The organism is Mesorhizobium sp. M4A.F.Ca.ET.022.05.2.1, from assembly GCF_003998845.1.
GTDB lineage: Bacteria > Pseudomonadota > Alphaproteobacteria > Rhizobiales > Rhizobiaceae > Mesorhizobium.
In genome coordinates this window covers 19963-44778 of sequence record NZ_RZOJ01000010.1, presented here as the reverse complement: position 1 = coordinate 44778, position 24816 = coordinate 19963, and the positions used below count along the sequence as shown (strand labels likewise).

Below are 24816 nucleotides of genomic sequence, written 5' to 3'. Positions count from 1 at the left end.
CGGCGAGATGGTCCCGCATCCACTCAATCAAATCGGCGAAGCGGCCGGTGCGGCCGCCGAGCTCCACCAGCGAGGAAAACTGCGACTGGCCGGACCTGCGCTGGTGGACGACAAGCTGCTGCGCCGTGCGGCGCGCGACATCCTGGCCGAGATCGTCCTCGATGAGGGCGAGCGCGAGGTCGATGCCGGCGGAAATGCCGGCCGAGGTCCAGACATCGCCATCGTGAACGAAGATGCGGTCCGCATCGACGCTGATCCTCGGATAGCGGCGGGCGAAATCGTCCGTGCTTGCCCAATGCGTGGTGGCGCGGCGGCCGTTGAGCAGCCCCGCTTCCGCGAGCAGGTAGGCGCCCGAGCAGACGCTGGCGATCCGCCGCGCGCCGACGCGCTTCAGCCAGGCGGCGATCTGTTCGGCGGCAGCCAGGGAGCGCACGATCTCGCCGCCGGAAATGATGACCGTGTCGAAGCGCCCGTCGCGCAGAGGCGCCGTGGTGAGGCGGACGCCCGACGAGCTTTCGACCTCGCCGCCGCCCGGAGCCAGCATCGCCAGCTCGTAGCTTCCGGGGGCGAAACGCCCGGCGATCTCGAAGGCGGCCGTCGGCCCCGCGGCATCGAGCAACTGGAAGCCCGGGTGGATAACGATCGCGACTGTCCGTTGCATGGCAGTTTTCGCACGATTTATGTCATTTCGGCCAAAGCCTAGCGCCTTTACACTTTCGGTCAATCTCTTCGGTCGAGCAGAGGATCCACCATGCGCTTGCGGACTGTCTTGTGGGGCGGGCTGGGTATCGTTGTGCTTTTCCTGGCTCTCGGCGCGGGATGGCTGTTGTCGCTGCCGCCGACACCCGAAGCCATCGCCGCGCCGGCGATCGGCCGGCAAGAGGCGGACGCCACGATAGCGGCGCTGGGGCCGAAGCGGCAGCGGCCGCTGGTCGCCATCATCGGCATCAATGACGCCACCGAAACCACCGACTATCTGATGCCCTACGGCATCCTGAAGCGCGCCGATGTGGCCGATGTGATGACGGTGGCGACGCAGCCGGGGCCGATGACGCTCTTCCCCGCGCTCAGTGTCGAGCCGGACGCGACGGTGGCGGCGTTCGATGCGCGGCATCCGCAAGGCGCCGACTACGTCATCGTTCCGGCGATGAGCCGCGACGACGATCCTGCGGTGCTTGAATGGATAAGGCGCCAGTCGGCCAAGGGCGCCATCGTCATCGGCATCTGCGCCGGAGCCAAGGTCGTCGGCGCCAGCGGGTTGCTCGACGGCAAGCGGGCGACCACGCATTGGTACTCCGTGGGCGAGCTTCGCGATCGGCATCCCTCGATCCGCTATGTCGCCGACCGGCGCTTCGTGGTCGACCCGGGTGTGGCGACGACGACCGGGATCACGGCGTCGATGCCGATGATGCTGACCCTGATTGAGGCCATTGCCGGCAGGCAGAAGGCCGAAGCCGTCGCGACTGAGCTTGGACTGACCGGCTGGGATGCGCGCCATGCCAGCGCCGCCTTCAAGTTCACGCGCCCCTTCGCGTTGACGGCGATTCGCAGCACGCTTGCCTTCTGGGATCACGAGCAAATGGGTCTGGAACTGACGCCGGGCATGGACGAGGTGTCGCTCGCCCTTGTCGCGGATGCGTGGTCGCGCACCTACCGTTCGCGCGCCGTGACGGTTTCCGGGACGAATGAAGCCATCACGAGCCGCAACGGCATACGCTTCCTGCCCGACCAGGTGGCCGCCTCTTGGCCTTCGGAACGGCGGATCGCCAGCTTCGAGCATCAGCCACCGGTCGAGGCGCTGGACCAGACGCTGCGGAACATCGCCGACCGCTACGGCACCGGCACGAAGGATTTCGTCGCCATGCAGCTCGAATATCCGAAGCAGGGAGCTTCGCAATAAAGGCGCTGGCGCCATGGTCAAAGCCTCGGACTTCGAACAGCCGCCGGCGGCGACGCGGAAGGGGCGTGGCGCTTCGGCCTGGCGAGCCGTGGCCCGTACGGGATGCCGTGTCCTTGCGTGACCAAAAGCCGATGGTTGTGCAAGGTTGTATTTCAGAAACGACTACAGAATTACCTTTTAAGGCGCAGAGATTGTTAATTTTTGCCAAGTAGCATAAGTACGAACGTGAAGCTATCCAGCTAGTTTGGTAGTATTCCCGAGTCGATTATGGATGGCGCACTTCCCTCCGATCTCAGCTGTCGACCAATTCGCGAGGGCGATTGGGATGGCGTGATCGGCTGCCTCCGCAGGGGCTTTCCGATGCGTCGCCGCAGGTACTGGGAACATGCGCTGACCCGTCTGTCGCAACGGCCCGCGATCGACGACTGTCCGCGATACGGTTTCGCCCTGGAGAGTTCCGGCCGGATCGTCGGGGTCGTGCTCACCCTCTATTCCCGCTACCCGGGGCGGGAGGGCGATGAAATCCGCTGCAACATCTCAAGCTGGTCGGTGGATAAGGCATTCCGCCCCTATGCCATGAAGCTGATCTGGCCGGTGCTCAGGCGACGGGATGTGACCTATACCAACATTTCGCCGGCGCCTTCGACGTTGAATGCCAACAAGGCGCTCGGCTTTCGCCTCTTCGCCAGCGGCCAGTTCGCGTTCCTGCCGGCCTTGAGTTCGGCGCAGCCGTCATGCCGGGTGCTCGAGGTTAGCTCCGATCTCGCCGAGATGGCGATGCTGTCGGACAGCGAGAGATCCATCCTCGAGGATCATGCCGCGCTGGGCTGCCTGTCATTCGTCTGCATTCGCGACGGGGCGGCATACCCGCTGGTGCTGATGCCGCGCCGCATCCTGCACGGCCTGATCCCGTGCGCCCAAATCGTCTATTGCCGTTCGGTCGCGGATCTGAGCCGCGGCGCCGGCGCGCTGGGACGCTTTCTCCTGCGACACGGAATCCTGCTCTGCCTAGCCGATGCGAACGGGCCGATCGCAGGCCTGTTCGGCCGCTACTTCGCGAACAAGGGGCTGAAATATTTCAAAGGGCCGAAACCGCCTTCGCCCGGTGACCTGACATTCACCGAACTGGTGATATTCGGCCCCTGAACCAGAGGGCGACGACAGGTCAGCAGCGCCGTCTTTCGTCGGCATTGCCTTTGTGCTCCCGAAAGTTCAGTCCTGCGGCCTGGCCCTTGCCGCCGCTACCTCGCGCCAGTGCGTTCCGAGCGAGACACCGACGAGCAGCAGGCAGAAGCTGAGCGCAAGCGGAGAGTAGAACGCCTCTTCCTGCAGCACGGCATTGGCCGAGATGGTGACGATGCCGACAAAGGCGAACAGGAAATCCGGGTCGCCGGTCTCGATCAGCTGCCGCCGGGCGGCCACGGCGAGCGCCGCCAGGAAGCCGAAGAAGATGAAGCTGCCCACGCCCATCTGGTAGAGCATGACGCCGACGGCGCTCTCGACGGGAACCGAGGCGACGCCCTCGGCCTGGGCGGTCGCCCAGCTGAGATTGAGGCTGGTGCTCGACAAATTGCCGCCAAATCCCAATCCTTGCCCAAGCGGATTGGCCAGGAAGTCGCGCAAACCGGCGGTCAGGCCAAGCACGTGGTAGTCGCCATGCGTGGCGCCATAGGCGATCGCGGCCGTCGTCCAGGCTGCTGCCAGAGCCAGGGCGACCGCGAGCGTCAGGCGGACGCGGGAAGGGCGGTAGATGATGCGCATGGCGAGTGCGATGAGCAAAAGGAACGTGGCGCCCTTGGAGCCGATGACCAGAAGCAGCGGTAGGGCGGCGATGGGCAGCAGCCAGCGGCCCCTGAACAGGAGCCAGGCCGAGATGATGCTGAGCGCGTAGGCGTAGCTGATCGAATGGAAATTCGGGCCGCCGATGCGGAAGACACTGGGCAGGATGTCGTTGAAGAACGGCGTGTTGAAGAAGGTCGTCGTCATCACGTCCTGCAGGCCACGGAAAACGAAGCCCGTTTCCTTGAGCGACTTCTCCCAGACGCCGGTCTCGATTTGCCGGGCGATGTTGCGCTGGATGTAGAGGTCGCCATGGAACAGGCTGAGGAAATCCATCGTGAAGGTCAGCTCCACATAGCCGTAGATGACGGCGCCGGCGCCGAGCCAGAACATGCTCTTGCGCAGGTCGACCGGATAGAGGCTGGCGGCGAGAACCGCGATGTGGAAGCAGGCGAGCGGCGTGATCGTGTTGCGGAAATAAACGACCGCATCCTTGGGCTGGCCGTGCACGATCCCCAAGGCAAGATAGAAACAGATCGTCCCGCACAGAACGATGCTCAGCAGCAGCCAGAAGCGCAATTCGGTCAGGGCCCGCACGCGCTTCTGGAACGACGCGGCAAGGAAGATGCAGAAGGCGGTCATCAGGATGACGAAGTTGGTGCCGCGCAGCGCGTCGAACGTGTCGTTGTCGGGGATGTAAGGGGTGTACCAGGTCACCACGAGGTTCTGGTAGAGGAAGGCGCAGATGATCAGGACGGGGACGCCCGCGGGCATGGCGTTGGCCACGATCAGCGTCAGCAGGAAGGTCGCCGCGATGCCGAACGGCGTCCAGACGGCAAAGGCCGAAACCGTCAAGGCAACGAGGGTAAGCGACACGCAGACATGCAGCAGCGCGTCGTCGCGCGGCGCCTCAAAGCTCGACGCGTCCAGGCCGACCGGCGGATATGTCCCGGTGACGCTCATTGCCGGTCGGCCTTGACCGTCGCAGGCATCGGCGCCCGGATGTGCTGAGCCTTGTCCATGTCAGTCCTCGCCGTCGCTGCCCAGCAGGGCGGCGATCATCGAGCTGTCGAACCCTTCCGCGCTCTGCCTGTTGGCGATGAAGCCGAAGCCCTGGTCGAGCTCCCAATGGGCCCAGCCGATCTGGTTGGCCTCGGCAGCCCTGCGCACGGCGCGAACCCAGCGCGCGCGGCTGTCGGCATCGACGCAGAAATTGAGCACGCCAAATTCGTTCAGCATGACCGGGCAGTGCTGGGCCGCCGACCAGCGGCCGAGCCCAGCGAAGTCCGACGCAATCCGCGCTTCGCTCCACGGCCTCGACAGTTCCTGCTCCAGAAGGGAGGCAGCCTCCTCGTCGCCCGCCGCCTGGAGTTTGGAGACAAGCGCCCGGACCGGCGGCGAGTCCTTCGTCGCAGGAAAGGGCAGGTTGGCGAGACGGGCGAGCGGCGATCGATCCCAGGTCTCGCATTGATGCGTGAAGGCCATAGGCGCGTAGTAGTGGATGGCGGCGATCTGCCTGTCGTCGGCCAGCGGCGGGGTGTCGCCGATCTCCCAAATGCCCTGGAAGCGCGCCGGCCCCCAGACCAGCGCGTGCAGCGGACATTTGGCGCGCAAGGTTGCGGCAAGGTGTTCGCGCAGCGCGAGCCAGTCGCTCCGCTCCATCGGCGGTTCGTTGAGCAGCTCCGGATAGACCGAGTCCTCCGGCAGGTCGGCAATGACGACGCGGAGCGCCGTCCAGGCTTGAACCACGCGTTCGGCCGCGCTTGCCGGATCGCGCTCGAACGCGGCGCGCAGATCACCCGAAGGATGCATGTCCACCAGCACCGCGAAGCCCAGCCCGACAAGCTCGGCCACGCCACGCTGAATGGCGCGCAATGCCGCCCTGTTGCCATCCGCGACGAGATCGCCATTCACCGGCAACCGGATCGTTTCGAACCCCGTTTGACGAAGCTTCTCCAGAACGGCCGGGGCAGGGGCGGTCCCGCCTTCTCGTTCGAACCATCCGGGGAGGTTGAAGCCATGCGAGGGAACGGCGCGCTTGTTCGCCGCCGGCAGCGTGGCGGAGACGGAAAACGGCAAGGCTGTAAGCAGTGCGCCGCCGGTCAGGGCAAGCGCACGCCGCCGCGACAGCGCCGGCAAAGCCTGCTCCGGCGCCCGCATGGATCAGGTCCTCGCAAGGGCGCCGCGGCGCCAGTCGCCGGCGTTCGACGGGACGTCGTGCGGGGTCTTGCCGGGCTGGGCGCTGTCCTGCGCGATCACCAGCGTGGCGCTGCGTTCGACCTGGCCAGCGCCGAGATGCCGCTCGATCAGATCGGCGGCGTCGGATGCCCTTTCGGACCGGTTCAACGCGAACAGCGTGAGATCGGCCTTGGCAAAAAGCTCCGGGTCCCAACCTTCTTCGCCAAGCGATGGGGCGACCACGAGCACGAAATCGAAGGCGTTGCCGGCTTCGGCAAGAATGCTGCGCAAGCTGTTGCGATCGCGCGATTGCTGACCCTGTCCGGCCGCCCCACCGGCTGCAACCGTGCGCAGGCCGCTGGCGCCGTCGATGAACAGGCCGGAGCCGTACCCGGCGCGATGCGGCAGGTCTCCGACTTCAACCACGAGCACATTCTGTTCGGCTCGCTGCAGGCCGATCCCGACCATCGCGCCGGCGAGCCGTGCCTCGGCGCTGCTTTGCATCGAGGACACCAGCAACACAAAGGGTTTGGGGTGGTCGCTCAGGCGTCCGAGGATCTGCCGCATCAGTCTCAGCACGGCCAGCGACAGCGTTTCGTTGTCGGTCTCGAACAGCGACTTCCTCATCGCCTTGATATTTGCAAGCGCCGCGCCCCCGGCGACCCCGGGCAAGCGGTATTCGCCGAAATCGGCCGGCACGGGCAACGATCGGGGCTTGGCCTGCGGGCCATCCTGGCCCGGGTCGACCGCCTGCGGAGCGTCCCGCCGTTGGCTCGACGGATCATCCTCCGGCCGACCGACCGGGCCCAGCATCAGCGCGAGGCCGCATCCGGCCATGAGGCCGAGAAAGACGCTCACCGGCAGCAGCAGGGCCGGCTTTGGCCAGGTCGGCTGCAGCGGCGGCGCGGCGGCACTGATGGTGCGTGCCTCGGACGTCTGGACGCCCTGCAACTGCGATGTTTCCTGCGCGCGTTTCAGGAAGTCGTCGAGCACGGTGCGGGCGGCCTGAGCTTTCGAGTCGAGTTGCCTTAACTGCACCTGCGCCAGGCTCGAGTCCTGGGACTGCTGGCGCAAGGCTTCGAGCTTGTCCTGCAGCTTTCCGGCATTCTGGACGGCGAGATCGTAATTGGCCTTCAGCTGCTGCCTGATCCGCATCGCCTCACCGGCCATAAGCCGGTTGATGCGGTCCAGTTCGGACCTCAGCCGGCCGATCGCCGGATGGCGCGGCCCGTACATGGTTTCCAGATTTGCGAGCTCGGTGGCGCGCTGGTTGTAATCGTCGCGCAGATTGGCGGCCGCGTTGGAGGAGAGTATTTCCGACAGCTTGGCCAGGCCGGCAGCGGAGGTGCCAGCTGCCAAGGCCTGATTGTATCTGTCCTTGGCCTTGTCGGCATCGCCCTGCGCGGCAATCAGCTGCGTCGTCAGCTGGTCGAGCTGCGATTGCAGCGTGCCGCCATCGGTCGGGTCAACGATCCTGTGCTGCGATTTGAAATCCTCGACCGCGCGCTCGGCGTCGCTGACGTCCTTCTGCAGGCCTTTGATCCTGTCGTTGAGAAGGGAATTCACATCGTCATTGGCGGTTTCCCGCTCGCCGGCCAGGCTCGCCTTGTAACGGTCGACGATGGCGTTGGCGATGCGGGCCGCCTTCTCCGGCGACGGCGAGGTGAAGGAGACGTTGATGACATAGGTCAGCCCTTCGCGCTCGACCGATACCGCCTTCTGGAAACGCTTGAAGGCCGCGTCCTGCGGGGTACTTCCGCCGAACAGGGACATGACGCGCGATATCAGGCCGCGGGACGAGAATTCGGGATCGTTCCGGAGCTTCTGGCTGTCGAAGACGGTGCCCAGCAGGTCCTGCGATTCGATGACGAAGACCTGGCTCGCGATGGCTGCGCTGTCGGCCCCGATGCCCGGAAGGACGTTGTTGAAGTTGGTCGCGCGCGCGTCGCGCGGATCGATCAGGATCGAGGCGGTCGCGGTGTAGCTGGGACTGGTCACGGCAAGGTAGAGCACCGCCAGAAGCAGCGCCGCGCCGATGAAGGCAAGCACCAGCAGTCGGCGCCCCCAAAGAATGGCCCACAACGGTCCGATATCGAACAATGGCGGAAGAGCGCGATCGTCGATCCTGGCTGGCTTCATTACCTTTCCCCTGCAGAGCCGGCGTACCGACGCCACTCTACACGGTCCAGTATTCAGGATTAACGTTAGCCTTTCGTTAAGGTTACTGAGGTGCTTACGCGATTCATTTCGCGGTAACAGTAACCATGCAGAGCGTTCGCGCTGGCGCAATTGCCGGCTTTTGCTCTATTCAGGGGCAGGTTTCAGCGTCGGCTCGCCTGCCGCGGGGGTTAGGCCAGTTGATTGCTACAGGGGCCGACGTTGAGTGAGAATCAAGCCGATCGCGACGCCGTGGCCGGGAGCGCCAGCCCCGGGGCCGGCATGCGCATGCCCATCGTGGCGCTCGCCAAGAGCGGCGCGGTGGCCGGCATCATCAAGCTTGCCAGCGCGGGCCTGTCCTTCCTGATGTTCGTGGCCGTCGCCATGGTGATGGACGGACGGCAGTTCGGCCTTTACAGCGCGACCTATGCCGGCGCCAGCCTGGTGTCCTTCTTCGCCTCGGTCGGGCAGCAGAGCACCGTGCTCAGGTTCTGGCCGCAATATGCCGGGCTCGGCGATCTCAACTCCGCTCACGGCATGATGGCGCGCGCCATTCTCGTGGCGCTGGCGGGGCTTATAGGCTCCAGCCTGCTCATCCTCCTGGTCGGATTCCTGCCGTTCATCGGCAAGGGCACGCCGGAACGGTTCTCGCTGTGCCTGGCCGCCGCGGTCTTGTCCTTCTCGCTCGGCTGGTCGGAGTTCACCTCCGGCGCCTTCCGGGCCAAGAACGCGCTGATATCCGGCCTTTTGCCGCGCGATATCATCTGGCGCGCGGCGACGATCGGTATCCTTTTCGTCTGCCATTCCATGCGCGTCGAGATGAGCGCGGTCGAGGCGACCTGGCTGACCGCCCTGCTGCTCGTCCTTTCGGTCGTTCCGCAAACCGTGGCTCTGGTGCGCGACACGGCGCGCGCCGAACGTGGCCCCCTGAGCGAAGGGCAGAAGCAGGAATTCAGGACGGTGACGCTTGGCCTGTGGGGCGTCACCTCGCTGCCGCCGGCGCTCGGGCAGGTCAGCACCCTGCTCGTGGCCATGATCCTCGGGCCCGAGGCCGCCGGCGCGATCTTCGTCGCCGACCGGACGACACGGTTCGTGGCGCTTGCGCTCAACGGCATCAACCAGGCGCTCGCGCCGCAGATCTCCAGCGCCTTCTACAGCGGCGACAGGGCGCACGTTCAGCGCATCACCAGCCTCGCCGCGCTTGGCAGCTTCGCGATCGCGCTGTGCGTGCTCGCGGCATTCTGGATCCTGGGCGGCTTCATCCTGTCGATGTTCAATCCGGCCTATGCCACGCCCGCCATGCGCGCCACGCTTGTCATCTTCGGCATCGGCGCGACGTTCGGCATGGCTTGCGGCCCGATCGAAGTCCTGCTGCAACTGACCGGCCTCCAGCATGCGCTGTTCAAGGTGCTGGTCATCGTCAACGCGCTGGGGCTCGGCGCGACCGCCGTGACTACCTACTTCTTCGGGCCGATCGGCGCGGCGGTCAGCATCGCTGGCACCGTCATCGCATGGACCGCCATTGCGGTGTCGATCGCCAAGCGTAGAATAGGCATCGACCCATCGATCTTCGGCTTTGCGATGGGGAGGGCGGCGCCCGCTCCCCGCGTGGCGCTGAAGGGGCGTATGTGAAGATCATCCAGGTTCAGACCCAGGCCGAGGCCGCGGGCGCGCAACGTATTTCCGACATGGTGGGTGAAGGCCTGCGGGTTCGCGGGCATGAAGTGCGCACCGTCTTCATGTACCGGAAGACCGACGCTTTCGACGGCGATCCGTATGCGGATTTCATCCTGGCCGGGCGCCCGGGAGGATTGCCCGGACAGGTGCGCGCGGCCATCGGCCTTGCGGCCTATCTGCGCGCGGCGCGGCCGGACGCGGTGATCTCCTATCAGCACTACGGCAACATCTTCGGCACGATCGGCGCCCGGCTGGCCGGAGTCCGGCACATCGTCGCCAACCAGAGCGGCGCGCCGCAGACCAAAGGGGTGATGGGCCTGCTCTCGCAGATCGACAAGCTGATGGGCATGTCGGGGCTTTATCAGGCGAACGTCGTCAACTCGGCCTGGACGGAAGCGCAGTTCGATCGCTACCCGCAAGCCTACCGGCGGCGGATCCGGCGCATCGATCACGGCGTCCCCGCACCAGATGGGGACTTCAACAAGGTGGCCGCGCGCGCCGGCTTCGGCTTGCCCCGGGACGCATGGCTTGCCGTCTCGTCGGGGCGTCTGACGCAGATGAAGAACCAGATCGCGCTTGTCGGAGCGCTCGCGCACCTTCCCGATATCCATGTGGCGCTGGCCGGCGTCGGACCGGAGCGGGATGCGCTTGTCGATTTTGCCGCGAGCCGGGGCATCGCGGATCGGCTGCACTTGGTCGGCGAAGTGCCCACGGCGCGCATTTTCGAATTCCTCGCGGCCGGCGATGCCTATGCGTTTCCGTCGATGACCGAGACCTTTGGCCTTGCCTGCGTCGAAGCGGCGATTTCCGGTCTGCCGGTGGTGTCGAACGACCTTGCGGTGATGCGCGAGGTGCTGACGGCCGAGGATGGCGAAGCGGCGGCGATCTTCGTCAAGGCCGATGCCGACGGCATGGCCGGGGGCCTTGCCGAGATGATCGCCAGGCCGGAACTGATGGCCACGCTCTCCGCGGCGGGGCGGCGACTCGGACAGAAATATTCGCCGGCGAGGATGTGCGCGGGCTACGAGGCGCTACTGTTTCCCTGAACGCTTTCGCACCGCCGCGATCCCGTCGATAACCTCCAGCATGCCGGCGCGGTTAAGCGTGTGGATCTTCGGGTATGGCCAGTCACCTTCCGGATCGACCGGCCGGGGCTGCGAGAGCCGTACCGTCCGCTGGTCGAGTTCCAGCAATTCGGACAGGCCTAGCCCGCCGCCATAGCCGAGCGTTCCGTCCTGAACCGGAAGCAGGATACGGCCCTCCCGGTTGCGAACGAAAGCTCCGCCTGGGCGTGCCATACGAAGGTCGATCAGGACAGGGTTCATGGGATGCGGGGTCCACGGGCCGGAGAGCGCCTGAGCGCTGAAAACCACCAGCGTGTCGGACGTGCTGCCGTAACCGTCGCGATCGGTCGCGAACAGCCAAAGTTGCCCGCCATGCTCGAGCAGCGTCGCGTCGGAGATCTCGCCTTCGACCAGCACCGTCTCGGCGGCCCAGCGGTCCGGGAAGCCCGTGGCGCGATAGAGGGTGAGCCTGCCGCCGGCGCTGGCCTCGGGAAGCATCCAGACCGCGCCGTCACGCTCGAACACCTGCGGGTAGGAGAGGTGGTGCGGTTCCTCCAGCACGACCCTCGGCGTCTCGGGGGCGCCGCTGGCATCGAACGGCACGACGGAGATGACGGCCTTGCCGGTCGCATGAGGGTAATCCTCGACGAAGAGGAATGACCGGCCTTGCCACTGGAACGGAAAAGGGTCGGCGTAGAAATGGTCGCCCGGATCCGGCAAGACCGACCAGCCGCTCCCGAGCCGGCCTGTCTCAGCCACGCCGGGCGCATCGGTGAAGCGGTAGCCGACGCGCCAATGCGCATGGCGATAACCGACGCGCCGGATGGCCTCCCGGCCGAGCCGCGGCAGCGCGGAGGACAGATAGGCGGTGGCGAAGCCAAACGCCGTCGCGCCCTTTCGGCCCAGGGCGTCAGGCGTTTCTTCGTTCCGGAGTGATCCGCCTTCAGCGAACGCCCGCGCGATCGAAACGACCAGCGTGACGGCGCGGGCCAGCACATCCTCGGTGCCGAGCGCCGCCGATTCCCGCTTGTCCACCATCGGCCGAGCCCGGCCCACCACCGTCTCGCCGTTGAGGACGGCGTCGATCACTGGCAGCCTGCCGGCCGCGACTGCTATCGCCGCCGAGAGGTCAAAGCCCGAGCCGTCAAACCGAAGGCCGACTGTCGGGATATCCGACAGCGCCGCGTTGCCGGCAAGGTCCAGCCTCAACGCGGCGGGCCGGCCGCCGGATCGTGCCTCGATCCTGTCCAGCGGAGCGCCGAGGCCGGGCCCTTTCCGTCGAAACAGGCGCTGCTCGAAGGCAAAGGCGAGCTTTGCCGCAGCCGGCCAGGCGGCCGCTTCGGCCTGATGCAACACGGCCACGTCATGACCGTCGGCCCGAAGCCGCTCGATGACGAGCTCTTGCCATCGGCGAGGGGCAATTTGCGGAACAATCACGTCGATCGAGACCATGTCATTCCCGTTCGCGGTTATTTTGGTGCTCGGGCCGCAGACACTCGAAAACAGATGACTTGGCGGAAAAAGCTTACCTTGCGGTTACACTTGAAATCCGCAAGCGTGATTTGCGGGAAAATAAATCTCGACTGCCCCGGCCCGATCCTGCGGAACGTAGAATGCATGACAGATTTGCAACCGGCGTCCGAACTCTTGCATATACCAAGTTTCTAACTTTCCTGCGATTTGCCTTGACGCGGAACGCAAGACGTCGTCGATAGATCGGGCCGCTGTCTGCCGGTTCGGATTCTTATGTTTGAAGTCACTGCCGAGGATTCCTTCGACTTCCGCTCGACGGAATATGTCGAGCTGTTCGCCAGCTCGGCGGCGACGGCCTTTCAGCACCCCATATGGCTGGCGCAGCTCTATGAGCGGATCGTCCGGCAGAGCTCCGCCACCCCGCTGATCATCGTTGTGCGCGCCCGGCCGGGCGGCAAGCTCGCCATGGTCCTGCCACTCGTCAGGCGCCGATACACGTTGCTCAAGGTCGTGGAATTCGCCGACATGCGCGTTTCCGACTATGTGTCGCCGGTCACCACCGAGGAGACCTTGTCGCGCATCCTGGCGGATAGCCGCGCAGTCGCCGCGATCCGCAGGCATTTGCGGCCCTATGATCTCCTGCGCATCGGCAAGCTTGCGGATCGCTCGCTGGCTATGGAGCGCCTGTTCGGCATAGCGAAGCGCGAAAGCATGGGCATGAGCGCCTATTCCAGTAAGCTGGAGCCGACATTCGCCTCCTGGCGGGAACATCAGCTCAACCAGTCCTACCGCAAGGAGCTCGACAAGAAATCCCGGCAGCTCGGTCGCATGGGGGAGGCGCGCTTCGAATGCGCCCAGAACATCGACACCATCCGCACAACATTCGACGCGCTCAAGATCTACCGCGGCAAGCGTTTCGACGGCAGCAACGGCCCTGCCGACCTGCTGCAGCAGCAATCCTATTTCGATTTCTATCTGGCCGTGGCCGCAGAAGGGTGCGACGGCTTCGCGCGCACCTATACGTTCTGGATGAATGACAGGGCGATCGCCGGCGCGCTTGGGCTTGCTCACAAAGGCTCTCTCCTCGTCATCCTCGGCGGCTTCGACGAGGCCGGTTACAGGAAGCAGTCGATCGGCAGCCTGCTGTTCGAACAGATCGCGCGCGACTGCATCGAGCGCGGCGACCATTCCCTCGACTTCACCATCGGCGACGAACCCTACAAGCGCATCTTCGGCGGCCGGCCGTCGCCGATGTGGCAGATCTTCCGGGCCGGGAGCCCGCTCGGCTACGCGGCGCATTTGACGGTAGAGAAACTGCCCGCGGCCAAGGCGCTTGCGCGGCGCGTGCTGCACGGCAAGAAGGCCTCCCCCGATCGCGTGTCGCCGGTCCAAGCGGACGATGAATTGAGTCCCGAAGCTCGAAAGACCTGAAGCGCGTCGCGCTCGGCGGACTGTCTACAAAAGCGCCGGCTGGATGGTCGGGGTGGTTCGCGGTCTCGGATCGGCCCGCATCACGTCGCGGCTTCGAGTCTCGGCCTGCTCAGTCCGCGTAGCCTGGCGGCGAAACTGGGGCTCAGCCTGTTGATCCCGTGCATGATGCGGCGGCGGCTGAAGTGAAGCTGCCGCCATGCGCGCCAGCGTAGGTCGTTCTCGATCGTCAGCCTACGGCGGAAGTCCGCCAGATGAAGCCCGCGTGCATCCATCGCGCGCTTCGCAGGGTCGCCGTAGAAGCTCGCGATCTTCGCGGCCGCCATCCCTGGCGAGGCCATCCATTGCGGCACGTGCACCTTGCACAGGCGCTCGACGTCGGTGAGCAGACGGCTGACGCCCGTTCCGGCCGCGGGGCAGGATGTCTGATAGGCATCGCCGATCAGGACGACGCCATCTTTAACGCAATTCTCGGCGACGGTGATGTCGGTCAGCCAGCTCTCGACCTTGTCCATGACCTCGAAATCGCCGAATGCCTTGACGAGCCCCGGCAGGGTGTCGATCAGCGTTTCCCTGGGCCGCTCGCGCAGGGCCTTTACCCAGGGGTCACGATGATCCCTGAAGACAAACAGATTGGCGCGCGTGACATCGGCGGCCGGGAACAGGTTGAGATAGTCGATGCCGTCCGAGGTCCGTTCGCCATAGTAGGTGAGCGCCGGATGCCTGAAGGTGCTGTCCCCAGCCGGGCGAATGTTGAAGCCGAAGGTCAGCGACTGCCGCTGGTGGACGAACCGGCGCTCGATGCCAAGGTCGCGCTTGAGAATGTCGCCCATGCCCGTGGCGAGCACGAGCAGCCTGGCGGTGACGTCGCCTTGCCCCAGGATCGACACGCGCTGACGGTCCGCTCCCGCCTCCAGAGCGTTGACCCGGCCGGCGATGAAGCGCACGTTTTCGGGCAGTTCCGCCCGCATGGCGCCGACGAGGTCGTCGTAGAAGATGCCGAAGTGCCGGGCATGCGTGCGGTCGAGAAGACGCCCCTTACGGATGTTAACGATCTCATCGAACGCGACCGCCGCGCTGGCCAGCCTGTCCAGAAGGCCGATCCGGCGTAACTTTTCGATCTGGTCGCCGGCGATCTTCTCGACGCGGAATTCCCTGGGAAAGACGGGATAGCGGTCGACCAGCGTGACCTGAAAGCCGGCACGGCCGAGCACGTTCGCCGCAAGCGTGCCGGACAGGCCGCCGCCGACGATGACGATCTCCGTGTCGATCCCCGCTGGCAGCGAAGGGCGGGACTGATCGGCGGTCATTTGGAATACCTCAATATGGCGTAGATGGCCTGGGGGCTGGTGGTGAAATAGCGCCAGAAAAGCCGGCGCGGCTCCATCAGCACGCGCCACAGCCATTCGAAACCGGCTTTCTGGACCCAAAGCGGCGCCCTCGGCACCTTGCCGGCAAGATGGTCGAATAGCCCGCCCGAGGTCTTGATGACGCCGACATTCGAAAGTCGCGAGGCAAAGTCGCGGACGAAGATCTGCTCGCGCGGAACGCCGAGGCCCAGCCATAATATATCGGGCGCGAGTGCATTGATCTCGTGGAGCTTGCGTTCGAGTGTTTCGCCGGCAAGGTAGCCATGCGAATTGCCGACGATGCGCAGGCCGGGATATCTGGCCTTCATGCCGGCAACGGCGTTGCGGTTCTCGGCCTCCGTCGATCCCAGCAGGTAGAAGGTCGTGCCCTCGCGTTCGGCGAGCTTGGCCACATCGTGAAAGAGGTCGGTGGTGGCGACCCGCTCCGGCAGGTGCACGCCGCACAGCAGGCGTGAAGCGAAAACGAGCGGCTGACCGTCGGCGAAGATCTGGTCGGCCTCGCGAAAGAGCCCGGCCGTTTCCGCATTGGCGCGCGTCTGGGCGATGACGTCCCCATTGGCTGACGTGAAATAGTAGGGACGGCAGCCGGGCAGATGCCCGCGCGCCGCGGCGATCATCAGATGGGCCGCTTCCCGCCGATCGATCACCGTGATTGGCAGCCCGCCGATCAAAACGGTCGGGAAGGCGGAAAGCTTCTCGGGAAGAGGTGCTGATTCCTGGCGCGCGGCTGCCGCCCCATCCGCATTGGACGGGCGTCCAGATCCTTCAAAGTCTCTTTTCGGATTTTCCATTGCCCTGCGCATTCGAGAAGTATTCCACCCTCGAATATTCTAGGTAAAAGCAGCGGAAAGTTAAGCAATTCGTTAATCGTTAGTTAATTCATAGGATTTTACTAAAAATCTATGCAATCGTTCGATTCTCTACTTCAGCCGAGCCGTGTAGTGCGGTGGTGCGAAGGGCATGTCCGCCTCTGCTTTGGGCGCCAAGGGAGAGGATTCGTTCGTCCACTCGCCGTGACGACGCCGAAGCTCGCCTCCCTTTCGGCGGCCTTGCTGCCCGTGGGCAACGGCTCGTCCCAGTCAGAAGGTCGGCGGGGTGTTGATCCACAGCAGGACGGTTTCGCCGTCGTGGCGATTGCGCCAGGAATGGTAGCGGCGGCTTTCGAAATACAAGGAATCGCCGGGGCCTAGATCGAAGAACTGGTCGGAATCCAAGACCAGTTCCAGGCGTCCGGACAGCACATGCATGAACTCCTCGCCTTCGTGGCGGTAGGCGCCTTCGCTAGCGGCGCCAGGCGCCAGGACGAAACGGTGGCAGTCCATCATCGTGCGTCCCTCGGCGAGAAGCTGCACGGTCACGCCGGGGGTGGTTTCCGGCCAGGTGCGCCATGCCCCGGCACGCACGAGCGCCGGCACGTCGTCCCGCTCCTCGCCGGAAAGGCGCGAAACGGTGGTGCCGTAATACTGCGCCAGATCGTGCAGTGTCTTGAAGCTGACGCCCTGCGATGTCCGCTCCAGGGTGGACAGCGTGGAGGCGGCGATGCCGACATCGGCGGCAATCTGGTCCAGGGTCTTGCCGGCGCCATGGCGAAGGCTGCGCAGCCTGCGGCCGAGGTCGGACGTATCCGCGGTGTCGGCACTGTCGGACGGTGCCTCGCTTTCCAGCGCTTCGCGGATGGCCGCCGGGTTGAGGCCGCGCTCGGTCCTGTACCAGGCGATCTTCTTCAGCCGCGCCACATCCTCGGCGCTGTATTGCCGGTGGCCGGTATCCGACCGTCCCGGAACGACGAGCCCTTGGCTTTCCCAAAGGCGCAGGGTCGAGGCCGAGACGCCCGCGGATTTCGCCGCCTCCGCCACCTTGTAGCGTACCGGCGTGGCATTGCTCATGAGCGGAATATTCCCGGTTGGTTTGTCTCTCAGCCCTGTTCAGGACCATCGCCGAAAACGGCGGCGGTTTGAAGCCGAAAACACCGCTTGCATTCTTGCAGAAAAAATGTAGGAAGTTTGTATATGTCTTGCAGAAATTATGCAAGATATCAAATCCCACCCCAGAGCGCAGGAGCGCATGATGGCCGCGACCACCCTCACCGACCGCAAGAATGCAGCGATTTCCCGCGGCGTCGGCATGACCACGCAGATCTATGCCGAGCGTGCCGAGAACGCGGAAATCTGGGACAAGGAGGGCCGCCGCTACATCGATTTCGCCGCGGGCATCGCCGTGCTCAACACCGGCCATCGCCATCCGCGCGTGATCGCGGCGGTGAAGGATCAGCTCGATCATTTCACCCACACCTGCCACCAGGTCGTTCCCTATGAAAGCTACGTGCGGCTGGCCGAGCGGCTCAACGCGCTGACGCCGGGCGATTTCGCCAAGAAGACGATCTTCGTCACGACCGGCGCCGAAGCTGTCGAGAACGCCGTCAAGATCGCCCGCGCCGCGACCGGCCGCTCCGCCGTCATCGCCTTCGGCGGCGGCTTCCATGGCCGCACCTTCATGGGCATGGCTCTGACCGGCAAGGTCGTGCCCTACAAGGTCGGCTTCGGCGCCATGCCCGCTGACGTCTTCCACGTGCCGTTTCCGATCGATCTCCATGGCGTGACTTCTGAACAGTCGCTGGCGGCGCTGAAGAAGCTATTTGCCGCCGATGTCGATCCGCAGCGCGTCGCCGCGATCATCATCGAGCCGGTGCAGGGCGAGGGCGGCTTCTATCCGGCTCCGGCTTCTCTGATGAAAGCGCTGCGCGAACTCTGCGACCAGCATGGCATCTTGCTCATTGCCGATGAAGTACAGACGGGCTTTGCCCGCACCGGCAAGATGTTTGCGATGGATCATCATGCCGTGGCGCCCGATCTGGTGACGATGGCCAAGAGCCTCGCCGGCGGTTTCCCGCTTGCCGCCGTCACCGGCCGCGCGGAAATCATGGACGCGCCGGGACCGGGCGGGCTGGGCGGCACCTATGGCGGCAGCCCGATCGGCGTCGCGGCCGCCCATGCCGTGCTCGACGTCATCGAGGACGAGGATCTCTGCGGCCGCGCCAACCAGCTCGGCAACCGGCTCAAGCAGCGCCTGGAATCGCTGCGCGAGAAGGCGCCGCAGATCGTCGATATCCGCGGTCCGGGCTTCATGAACGCGGTCGAGTTCAACGACAGGACGACGAAGCTGCCGAGCGCCGAGTTCGCCAACAAGGTGCGGCTGATCGCGCTCGATAAGGGCCTGATCCTGCTGACCTGCGGCGTGCATGGCAACGTCATCCGCTTCCTCGCCCCGATCACCATCCAGGACAGCGTCTTCGGCGAGGCGCTCGACATTCTGGAGAGCGCGATCCTCGAAGCAAGCGCCGGCAACTAGCCGGAGCCCCGTCCATTTTCCGGAGCAAATGACATGGCCTTCACGACCGCGTTGACCAAGCATGTTTCCTTCTCGTCGCGCTTCCTGCGCGACACCGGCTACATCGACGGCGTCTGGACCGCGGGCGACGCGACCCGGACCTTCGACGTGCTGAACCCGGCAACCGGCGAGGTGCTGGCGTCGCTGTCCGATATGGGTGCCGCCGAGACGCGGGACGCCATCGCCGCCGCCCATGCCGCGCAGCCGGCCTGGGCGGCGCGCCCGGCCAAGGAGCGCGCCGCGATCCTGCGCAAGTGGCACGAGCTGATGGTCGCCAACGCCGACGAGCTGGCGGCCATCCTGACCGCCGAGATGGGCAAGCCCTTCGCCGAGGCCCGCGGCGAGATCCTCTACGCCGCAGCCTATGTCGAGTGGTACGCGGAGGAAGCCAAGCGCGTCTACGGCGAGACGATCCCGGCACCGTCGAACGACAAGCGCATGATCGTCATCAAGCAGCCTGTCGGCGTCGTCGGCACGATCACGCCATGGAATTTCCCCGCCGCGATGATCGCGCGCAAGGTCGCGCCTGCGCTCGCCGTCGGCTGCACGGTCGTCTCCAAGCCGGCCGAACAGACGCCGCTTTCGGCGCTGGCGCTGGCCGTCCTCGCCGAGCAGGCCGGCGTGCCTGCCGGCGTCTTCAACGTCATCGTCGGGGAAGATGGTCCGGCCATCGGCAAGGAACTGTGCGGCAACGACAAGGTGCGCAAGATCAGCTTCACCGGCTCGACCGAGGTCGGCCGCATCCTGATGCGCCAGTGCGCTGACCAGATCAAGAAGGTCAGCCTCGAGCTCGGCGGCAATGCGCCGTTCATCGTCTTCGACGATGCCGATCTCGACGCCGCGGTCGAAGGCGCGCTCGCCTCCAAGTACCGCAATGCCGGCCAGACCTGCGTCTGCGCCAACCGCCTCTACGTCCAGTCCGGCGTCTATGACGCCTTCGCCGCCAGGCTCGCGGCTAAGGTGGCAGAGATGCCGGTCGGCGACGGCTTCGAGGCAGGCGTGATGGTCGGCCCGCTGATCGACGACAAGGGCCTGGCGAAGGTCGAGAGCCATGTCGAGGACGCGGTATCGAAGGGCGCCAAGGTGCTGACCGGCGGCAAGCGCATCAAAGGCGCCGGCACGTTCTTCTCGCCGACAGTGCTGACGGGTGTCACAAGCGGCATGCAGGTGGCGCGCGAGGAGACGTTCGGCCCGGTCGCGCCGCTTTTCCGCTTCGACACGGTCGAGGATGTGATCGCGCAGGCGAACGACACCGAATTCGGACTCGCGGCGTATTTCTTCGCCGGCGACCTGAAGAAGGTCTGGCGGGTAGCCGAGGCGCTGGAATACGGCATGGTCGGGATCAACACCGGCCTGATCTCCAGCGAAGCGGCGCCCTTCGGCGGCATCAAGCAGTCCGGCCTCGGCCGCGAGGGCTCCCGCCACGGCGCAGACGACTATCTGGAAATCAAATATCTCTGCATCGGCAATCTGTAGGCAGCTACTCTCCCGACTCAAGCGACAACATCCGACCGGTCGCCGGCGTCAGCCCGGACAGGTGCCGGTTGCAGGGTCCGCAGGCAGGAAGAAGCTTCGCCGCTCGCAAGCGGTGAGTTCGCGAGGCACGATGCGCCGGGCGAAGTCGATGAGGTCCTTGGGCGCCTGGAAGACACGAACGATACGGACACTTTTTTCGCCGGCAACAATTGCGACGCGGGCGCCGTCGGAACTGAAAGCTGCGCGTGTAAAGCCCAGTAGAACGGTTGCTTCGTCGTGGCTGCCAAGGACGGCAATCTGGCGCCCCGATTGCGTCGCCCATAGCCGCACCGTGCGATCTTTGGAGGACGCGGTCACGACATACAAGCCGTTAGGACTGAACTGGGCGCTGTCGACGGCGCCGTCGTGGCCCCTTAGAACGGCACTTTCCAGTCCGCCAGCGACGCTCCAGATGCGGACGGTTCCATCGCGCGAGCCGGTCAGCAGCGACTGACCGTCGGGGCTGAAGGCGAGGACCGTTAGCGCGCCGGTGTGTCCCACTAGCGTTCCGACGTTTGCTCCGTCCGTGGTCGACCAAATGCGAGCCGTGTGGTCGAGCGAGCCTGTGGCGACGAGTTGACCGTCCGGGCTGAAGGCCGCTGCCGTGATGCGATCCTGATGCCCCACAAGAACCCTGAGCTCGGCTCCGCCCGTCGTCAGCAGGTGGCCCGCATTGTCTTCCCTGGCCGAGAGGATCAGATTTCCGTCGGGGCTAAGAATGGCCTGGGGCAGATTGCTGCTTGTATTGATGACGGCCAGCTCGGTGCCGTTCGCAGCGTCCCACTGCTGCGCGGTGCCGTTGATCGATGCGACAAGAAGCGATTTGCCATCGCGACCAAACTGGATCTGGACCAAGCCGCCATGTGATCGGAACTGGACGGTCTCCGAACCCGTGGCGACATCCCAAATACGGACCTGCCCCCCAAGAGATGCCGTCGCGACCTGCTGTCCATCGGGACTGAACGTCGCGTTTTGAATGATCTCATGTGTATCGAACCGGATTGTCTCGCGCCCGCTCACGACATCCCAGAGGTGCGCCGCGCTGTCGCCGCCGCCGGTCAGCAGGTGGACATTGTCGGGACTGAAGACCGCGAAAGTCGGCCGGTATTCATGCGAGAGCGCGGTCGTCAGCGCGCCGTCGACATCCCACAGCCGAGCAGTGCCATCATGTGAAGCAGTGAGAAGAATGTTGCCGTCGACCGGGCTGAATTCCAGATGCTCGACCAAAGATTCATGGCCGGCGATCGTCGTCACCAACGAGGCGCGTTCAACGTCCCAGATGCGGATCGGCCCATTGACCGAGGCGGTCGCCAGGAAGCGGTCGTCCGGGGTGAAAGCACCGTTCATCTCCACATCACGTTCATCCGTGTCGATGTCTGCCTTCAATCCCGAAACCTCCTGGCCGAGCACATCATCCAGCGTTCCCAACACTCCATCCCAAATCCGGGCAGTGCCATCGAGGGATACAGTGGCGATTCGCTGACCCCCGTGACTGAAAATCACGCCGTTCAATTGCGTGTCGCTCTTGCTGCCGGCCAACTTTGCGATCTCCGTTCCTTTCGACACATCGAAAAGGCTGGAAGTGTCGCGGTGTGAATGCCAACCCCACGGGCCGGCCAGCATCCGGCTTCCGTCCGGGCTGAACGCCAGGCTGTAGGGCCAGGAGGTCACTCGGATTGACCGCGTCAGCGCGCCGTCTGCACTATTCCAGATCGAAACAAAATGCCTGCCTGCCGTCGCGAAGCTGCGGCCGTCTGAACTGAAAGCAGCACGCGTATATGCGTCGCTCCTTACACCTAGGACTTTCTTTCCGGTCCGAGCATCCCAGAGCGTTGCATCGCTGTTCTCCCCCGCCGTCAGCACCCGGGTGCCATCCGGGCTGAAGATTGCCGTCGGATAGTTGCTTACAGGCCGCAGGATGAAGAGCTGTTCTCCCGATGTGGCCTCCCAAAGGCGTGCAGTGCCATCCCTCGCGGCCGTCAGGATACGGCTCCCATCCGGGCTGAATTCAGCCCTCTCCAGGGCCTCTTCATGTCCTTTTAGAACTGCGGTTTCGGCGCCGCTGGAGATGTCCCAGACGGCCGCAGTCTTGTCGTGGGATGCGGTGACGATGCGATCGCCGGCCGGATTGAATGCCGCATCCGTCACGCCGGCCCCATGCCGGAAGATTTTGATCTGTCGGTGCGCCAGCAGAGCCTTGTAGAGGGCTGTCTCAGCCTCAAAGAGATAGGGCCGCTTGGGCGGGTCTTTCGAGGACAGTGCTTCGAGCGCCAACAGGATCGCAGCCTCGGTGTTGCCTCTCGACGCGGACTGCTCCGAAAGAAACGAGAGCGAAAGAGACTGATTGCGCAGCGCCTGATCGCGTTGGCCCCTTGCCTCCTCCCGCGCTTTGAAGGCGACCAGCGCGCCTGCGCCCGCCATGAGAGCGAGCGCGATGGCCACGATCGCGGCATTGCGCGTCCGTCGGGCGAGCCGGTTTGCTGCGACAGCCGCGAGGCTCCGGCGCTCGGCCACGCGCTCCAGGCGCTCGCGTTTTGCCTCTTCGGCGGCCTCGATCAGCGCCAGCTCCGCGTGCCGATCCTTCTCCTCTTTCTGCCGATGGGCACGCAAGGACGCCTCGATGTATTCGAGGACGGCATCGTCGACCTCCTCGCGTCTTGACAGCATCAACTCTTCGCCCTCCGCGAGACGTTTGCCGGACGGAAGTAGAAGCTCTCGATTCCTGTTCTCCAGCTGCCAACGGTGAGCGTCGGCCCTGAGGCGGTCGCGTGTCTCGAGGAAGTTCCGGTTTGCGTTCACAATGTCACCGGCGCGCGGCCAACGGCTCAACAGTGCTTCATGTGCTACGCGGACGACGACATGGCCTGCGGCGTCCTCATCGCTGACGAGGAGCCGGGCGTCGATCAGGGCCCTGACCAGGGCCGATCGCGCGGGAGTGCCTGCAACTTCGGTGAGCAGGGCAGGACGTGCCGTCACCGTTTCATCGCCCGGATTTGCCGTGGTGAGGGCGCCCAGCACCGCGGGCAAGGCCTCCTGGATGTTGGGCGCCAGCAGGTCTACGACTTCATCGGCGCGGCGCGCGATTGCGCCTTCGAGCCCGCCGAGCGCGCGATAATGCGCAAAGGTGAGGACCCGGCGCTCGCGACCGGCCTCGTACAACGCGTCGAGCACAAACTCGAGAAGCGGCAATGATCCGGGATCGGCAGCGGCTGCCTCCTGCAGCACATCATCGAGCCGCCCCAGCTCGGCATTCTGCTCGAAGCGGAGCCCGGCAACGCCAGCGGGCTCGCGGATGATCTGCGCGATCTCCGGGCCGGTCGGCGGCAGGAGTTCGTAGCTGGCGAGACCGTCCTTGAGCGCCGAGAACCCCGGCACCTCGCCGCAGCGGTGAAAGAAGTCCGAACGGATCGCCGCGATCACGCAGACCAGTCCGCTCGCGGCCAGCACCGCCATGAGCCGCACAAGGGCCTCGCGCGTCGCCGGCTGCTTCTGCGTGGTGAAAAGCTCCTCGAGCTGATCGATGGCAACCAGCAATCTGATCTGCGAGCGGGCCGATCCGGCGGCCTTGCCAAGTGCCTGCCGGATCTTCGCCAGCGCCCGGTCCGGCGCGTTCCTGCAGAGCAGCGCCAGCTCCGCGGCTGTTACTTCGCGGGACAGTTCCGGCACAGCAGCTTCGCCAAGCAGTGCCGCAGCCAGCACAGCGAACGCATCCGGTCCTTCGGAGAGGCGGATCAGGCAGCGGCGCCACAGGGATATGCCCGCCACGGCTCCAGGCCGCGTCAATGACGCCATCAGCCCGGCGCGCAGGAGGGAAGATTTGCCGCAACCGCTCATCCCGTAGATGAGCAGGAATGCCGTGCCGCTGGCTGCCTGCTGCTCCAATCTTGCGGTGCAGGCAGCAATCGCCCGCGCCCGGCCGAAGAACAGGTTGGCATCTTCGAATTCGAAGGCATCGAGGCCGCGAAATGGCGACTTGACCGGTTCCTCCGAAGCAAGGGGTACGCGGTAGATGTGCAAGGCGCGCGCGACGCTCTTCAGCTTGTGCTCGCCGAGATCGACGAATTCCAGCGAGAGTCGGTCTTGCGCCTGGGCGTGGACCGCTTCGGTGACGCAAATCCCACCCGGTCGTGACAGAATTTGCAGATGCGCGGCGACCTCGGCGGCCTCGCCCGCGAGGTGGTCGCCCTCGGCGACGACATAGCCCAGGTGAACGCCGATGCGGAAGCGCAGGCGCTTTGTCTCGGGAACTTCGCAGTCCCGCCTGTCGACCTCATGCTGGATCTCGCTCGCACACCGCATCGCCTCGACAGGGCCGGCAAACTCGGCGACCAGACTCCCTTCGCCGTTCCAGAACGCGCGACCCGCATGTTGGACCAGCAGCCGATCGATGATCTGCCGGTACTCTCGGAGAGATGCGGCAGAAATCCGCTTGCCTGTCGGCCGGCTCTCGGAGGCCAATTCGGCTGCCAGGATGGTCGCCATCCTCGGTCCGGCATTTGCGGGAAGGACCAGCCTGTAGCCGCGCCTCGGCACTGTCTGCACGACGGTCTGCCGGCTGTCGTTGAGCGCCGCACGGATCTCGTGAATGCATTGCACCAGGCTGTCGTCGGTGACGGCTATCCCGTTCCAGACCGCCCTCATCAGGTCGTCCTTGGTGACCACGCGATCCGCGTTCGCCAGAAGGTGACGAAGCACCGCAAAGGTCTGCTGGCGAAGCGCGATCGTCCTGTTGGACTTGTCGCGCAAGGTCTCGCTGCTCACGTCGGCGGTAATGCCGTTGAGTACGAACGTCGTGGGCGGCGAGCTATCCAAGCCGGTTTCCTCACGCACGAAGCCGCAGTCCAATGCTTCGATATTAGCACGGACTGCGAAGCGTCATCACCATCCG

Annotated in this window: 16 protein-coding genes; 7 read left to right on the top strand and 9 right to left on the bottom strand. The window is 65.1% G+C overall.

The window, feature by feature from the left end; translation table 11 throughout:
- Positions 1 to 661 (bottom strand): AraC family transcriptional regulator (locus EN745_RS02700; RefSeq protein WP_145991971.1); only part of this gene is annotated, 661 nt, incomplete at its 3' end.
- A gap of 90 nt (positions 662 to 751) precedes the next feature.
- Between EN745_RS02700 and EN745_RS02695 the strand changes: the two genes are divergently transcribed.
- The gene (locus tag EN745_RS02695; protein WP_127420475.1) at positions 752 to 1900 is read left to right on the top strand and encodes a DJ-1/PfpI family protein; all 1149 of its coding nucleotides are present in this window, start codon (positions 752 to 754) and stop codon (positions 1898 to 1900) included.
- Positions 1901 to 2167: 267 nt separating this feature from the next.
- Positions 2168 to 3046 carry a hypothetical protein gene (locus EN745_RS02690; RefSeq protein ID WP_245487611.1) on the top strand — a complete coding sequence of 293 codons (879 nt, stop codon included), beginning with the start codon at positions 2168 to 2170 and terminating at the stop codon, positions 3044 to 3046.
- Positions 3047 to 3112: 66 nt separating this feature from the next.
- Here the strand turns inward: EN745_RS02690 and EN745_RS02685 are convergent, their stop codons facing one another.
- The 3 genes from EN745_RS02685 to EN745_RS02675 are packed head-to-tail and all read right to left on the bottom strand — an operon-like array spanning position 3113 to position 7996.
- On the bottom strand, positions 3113 to 4642 hold the full coding sequence (locus EN745_RS02685) for a hypothetical protein (protein WP_127420474.1): 1530 nt from the start codon (positions 4640 to 4642) through the stop codon (positions 3113 to 3115).
- 60 nt (positions 4643 to 4702) lie between these two features.
- The gene (locus EN745_RS02680; RefSeq protein WP_127420473.1) at positions 4703 to 5839 is read right to left on the bottom strand and encodes a cellulase family glycosylhydrolase; all 1137 of its coding nucleotides are present in this window, start codon (positions 5837 to 5839) and stop codon (positions 4703 to 4705) included.
- Between the two features lie 3 nt (positions 5840 to 5842).
- Positions 5843 to 7996 carry a GumC family protein gene (locus tag EN745_RS02675; protein ID WP_127420472.1) on the bottom strand — a complete coding sequence of 718 codons (2154 nt, stop codon included), beginning with the start codon at positions 7994 to 7996 and terminating at the stop codon, positions 5843 to 5845.
- A 240-nt stretch (positions 7997 to 8236) separates the two neighbouring features.
- On the opposite strand from EN745_RS02675, the gene EN745_RS02670 reads away from it, so the two are divergent.
- Together EN745_RS02670 and EN745_RS02665 are read left to right on the top strand one after the other, a co-directional pair.
- Positions 8237 to 9646 (top strand): lipopolysaccharide biosynthesis protein, encoded by a 1410-nt coding sequence (locus EN745_RS02670; RefSeq protein ID WP_127420471.1) that lies wholly within the window; start codon positions 8237 to 8239, stop codon positions 9644 to 9646.
- Positions 9643 to 10737: a glycosyltransferase family 4 protein gene (locus EN745_RS02665; protein WP_127420470.1), complete on the top strand. Its 1095-nt coding sequence runs from the start codon at positions 9643 to 9645 to the stop codon at positions 10735 to 10737. The genes EN745_RS02670 and EN745_RS02665 overlap by 4 nt, the downstream gene beginning before the upstream one ends.
- On the opposite strand, the gene EN745_RS02660 is transcribed toward EN745_RS02665, so the two are convergent.
- Positions 10723 to 12207: a hypothetical protein gene (locus EN745_RS02660; protein WP_127420469.1), complete on the bottom strand. Its 1485-nt coding sequence runs from the start codon at positions 12205 to 12207 to the stop codon at positions 10723 to 10725. The genes EN745_RS02665 and EN745_RS02660 overlap by 15 nt on opposite strands.
- Positions 12208 to 12501: 294 nt before the next feature.
- Here EN745_RS02660 and EN745_RS02655 point away from each other — a divergent pair, with 294 nt between their 5' ends.
- On the top strand, positions 12502 to 13659 hold the full coding sequence (locus EN745_RS02655; RefSeq protein ID WP_245482439.1) for a GNAT family N-acetyltransferase: 1158 nt from the start codon (positions 12502 to 12504) through the stop codon (positions 13657 to 13659).
- Between the two features lie 80 nt (positions 13660 to 13739).
- Here the strand turns inward: EN745_RS02655 and EN745_RS02650 are convergent, their stop codons facing one another.
- The 3 genes from EN745_RS02650 to EN745_RS02640 all read right to left on the bottom strand — a co-directional run bounded on the left by EN745_RS02650 (position 13740) and on the right by EN745_RS02640 (position 16912).
- On the bottom strand, positions 13740 to 14966 hold the full coding sequence (locus EN745_RS02650) for an NAD(P)/FAD-dependent oxidoreductase (RefSeq protein ID WP_126058540.1): 1227 nt from the start codon (positions 14964 to 14966) through the stop codon (positions 13740 to 13742).
- The gene (locus EN745_RS02645) at positions 14963 to 15673 is read right to left on the bottom strand and encodes a WecB/TagA/CpsF family glycosyltransferase (RefSeq protein WP_245455400.1); all 711 of its coding nucleotides are present in this window, start codon (positions 15671 to 15673) and stop codon (positions 14963 to 14965) included. Before EN745_RS02645 ends, EN745_RS02650 begins: the two co-directional genes overlap by 4 nt.
- Positions 15674 to 16105: 432 nt before the next feature.
- Positions 16106 to 16912, bottom strand: coding sequence for a MerR family transcriptional regulator (locus tag EN745_RS02640; RefSeq protein ID WP_126058541.1), 807 nt, complete (start codon positions 16910 to 16912; stop codon positions 16106 to 16108).
- A gap of 181 nt (positions 16913 to 17093) precedes the next feature.
- Here EN745_RS02640 and EN745_RS02635 point away from each other — a divergent pair, with 181 nt between their 5' ends.
- Positions 17094 to 18374, top strand: a complete 1281-nt coding sequence (locus EN745_RS02635) for a 4-aminobutyrate--2-oxoglutarate transaminase (protein WP_126058542.1) — start codon at positions 17094 to 17096, stop codon at positions 18372 to 18374.
- 33 nt (positions 18375 to 18407) lie between these two features.
- Positions 18408 to 19889, top strand: coding sequence for an NAD-dependent succinate-semialdehyde dehydrogenase (locus tag EN745_RS02630; RefSeq protein ID WP_127420468.1), 1482 nt, complete (start codon positions 18408 to 18410; stop codon positions 19887 to 19889).
- 48 nt (positions 19890 to 19937) lie between these two features.
- Here EN745_RS02630 and EN745_RS02625 read toward each other — a convergent pair whose 3' ends face one another.
- The gene (locus EN745_RS02625; RefSeq protein ID WP_127420467.1) at positions 19938 to 24758 is read right to left on the bottom strand and encodes a winged helix-turn-helix domain-containing protein; all 4821 of its coding nucleotides are present in this window, start codon (positions 24756 to 24758) and stop codon (positions 19938 to 19940) included.
- Between the last annotated feature and the right edge of the window lie 58 nt (positions 24759 to 24816).

Bases quoted from the DNA above. Each gene is read 5' to 3' on its own strand.
- EN745_RS02695 (WP_127420475.1), top strand. From the start codon at position 752: ATGCGCTTGCGGACTGTCTTGTGGGGCGGGCTGGGTATCGTTGTGCTT.
- EN745_RS02690 (WP_245487611.1), top strand. From the start codon at position 2,168: ATGGATGGCGCACTTCCCTCCGATCTCAGCTGTCGACCAATTCGCGAG.
- EN745_RS02685 (WP_127420474.1), bottom strand. From the start codon at position 4,642: ATGAGCGTCACCGGGACATATCCGCCGGTCGGCCTGGACGCGTCGAGC.
- EN745_RS02680 (WP_127420473.1), bottom strand. From the start codon at position 5,839: ATGCGGGCGCCGGAGCAGGCTTTGCCGGCGCTGTCGCGGCGGCGTGCG.
- EN745_RS02675 (WP_127420472.1), bottom strand. From the start codon at position 7,996: ATGAAGCCAGCCAGGATCGACGATCGCGCTCTTCCGCCATTGTTCGAT.
- EN745_RS02660 (WP_127420469.1), bottom strand. From the start codon at position 12,207: ATGGTCTCGATCGACGTGATTGTTCCGCAAATTGCCCCTCGCCGATGG.
- EN745_RS02655 (WP_245482439.1), top strand. From the start codon at position 12,502: ATGTTTGAAGTCACTGCCGAGGATTCCTTCGACTTCCGCTCGACGGAA.
- EN745_RS02650 (WP_126058540.1), bottom strand. From the start codon at position 14,966: ATGACCGCCGATCAGTCCCGCCCTTCGCTGCCAGCGGGGATCGACACG.
- EN745_RS02640 (WP_126058541.1), bottom strand. From the start codon at position 16,912: ATGAGCAATGCCACGCCGGTACGCTACAAGGTGGCGGAGGCGGCGAAA.
- EN745_RS02635 (WP_126058542.1), top strand. From the start codon at position 17,094: ATGGCCGCGACCACCCTCACCGACCGCAAGAATGCAGCGATTTCCCGC.
- EN745_RS02630 (WP_127420468.1), top strand. From the start codon at position 18,408: ATGGCCTTCACGACCGCGTTGACCAAGCATGTTTCCTTCTCGTCGCGC.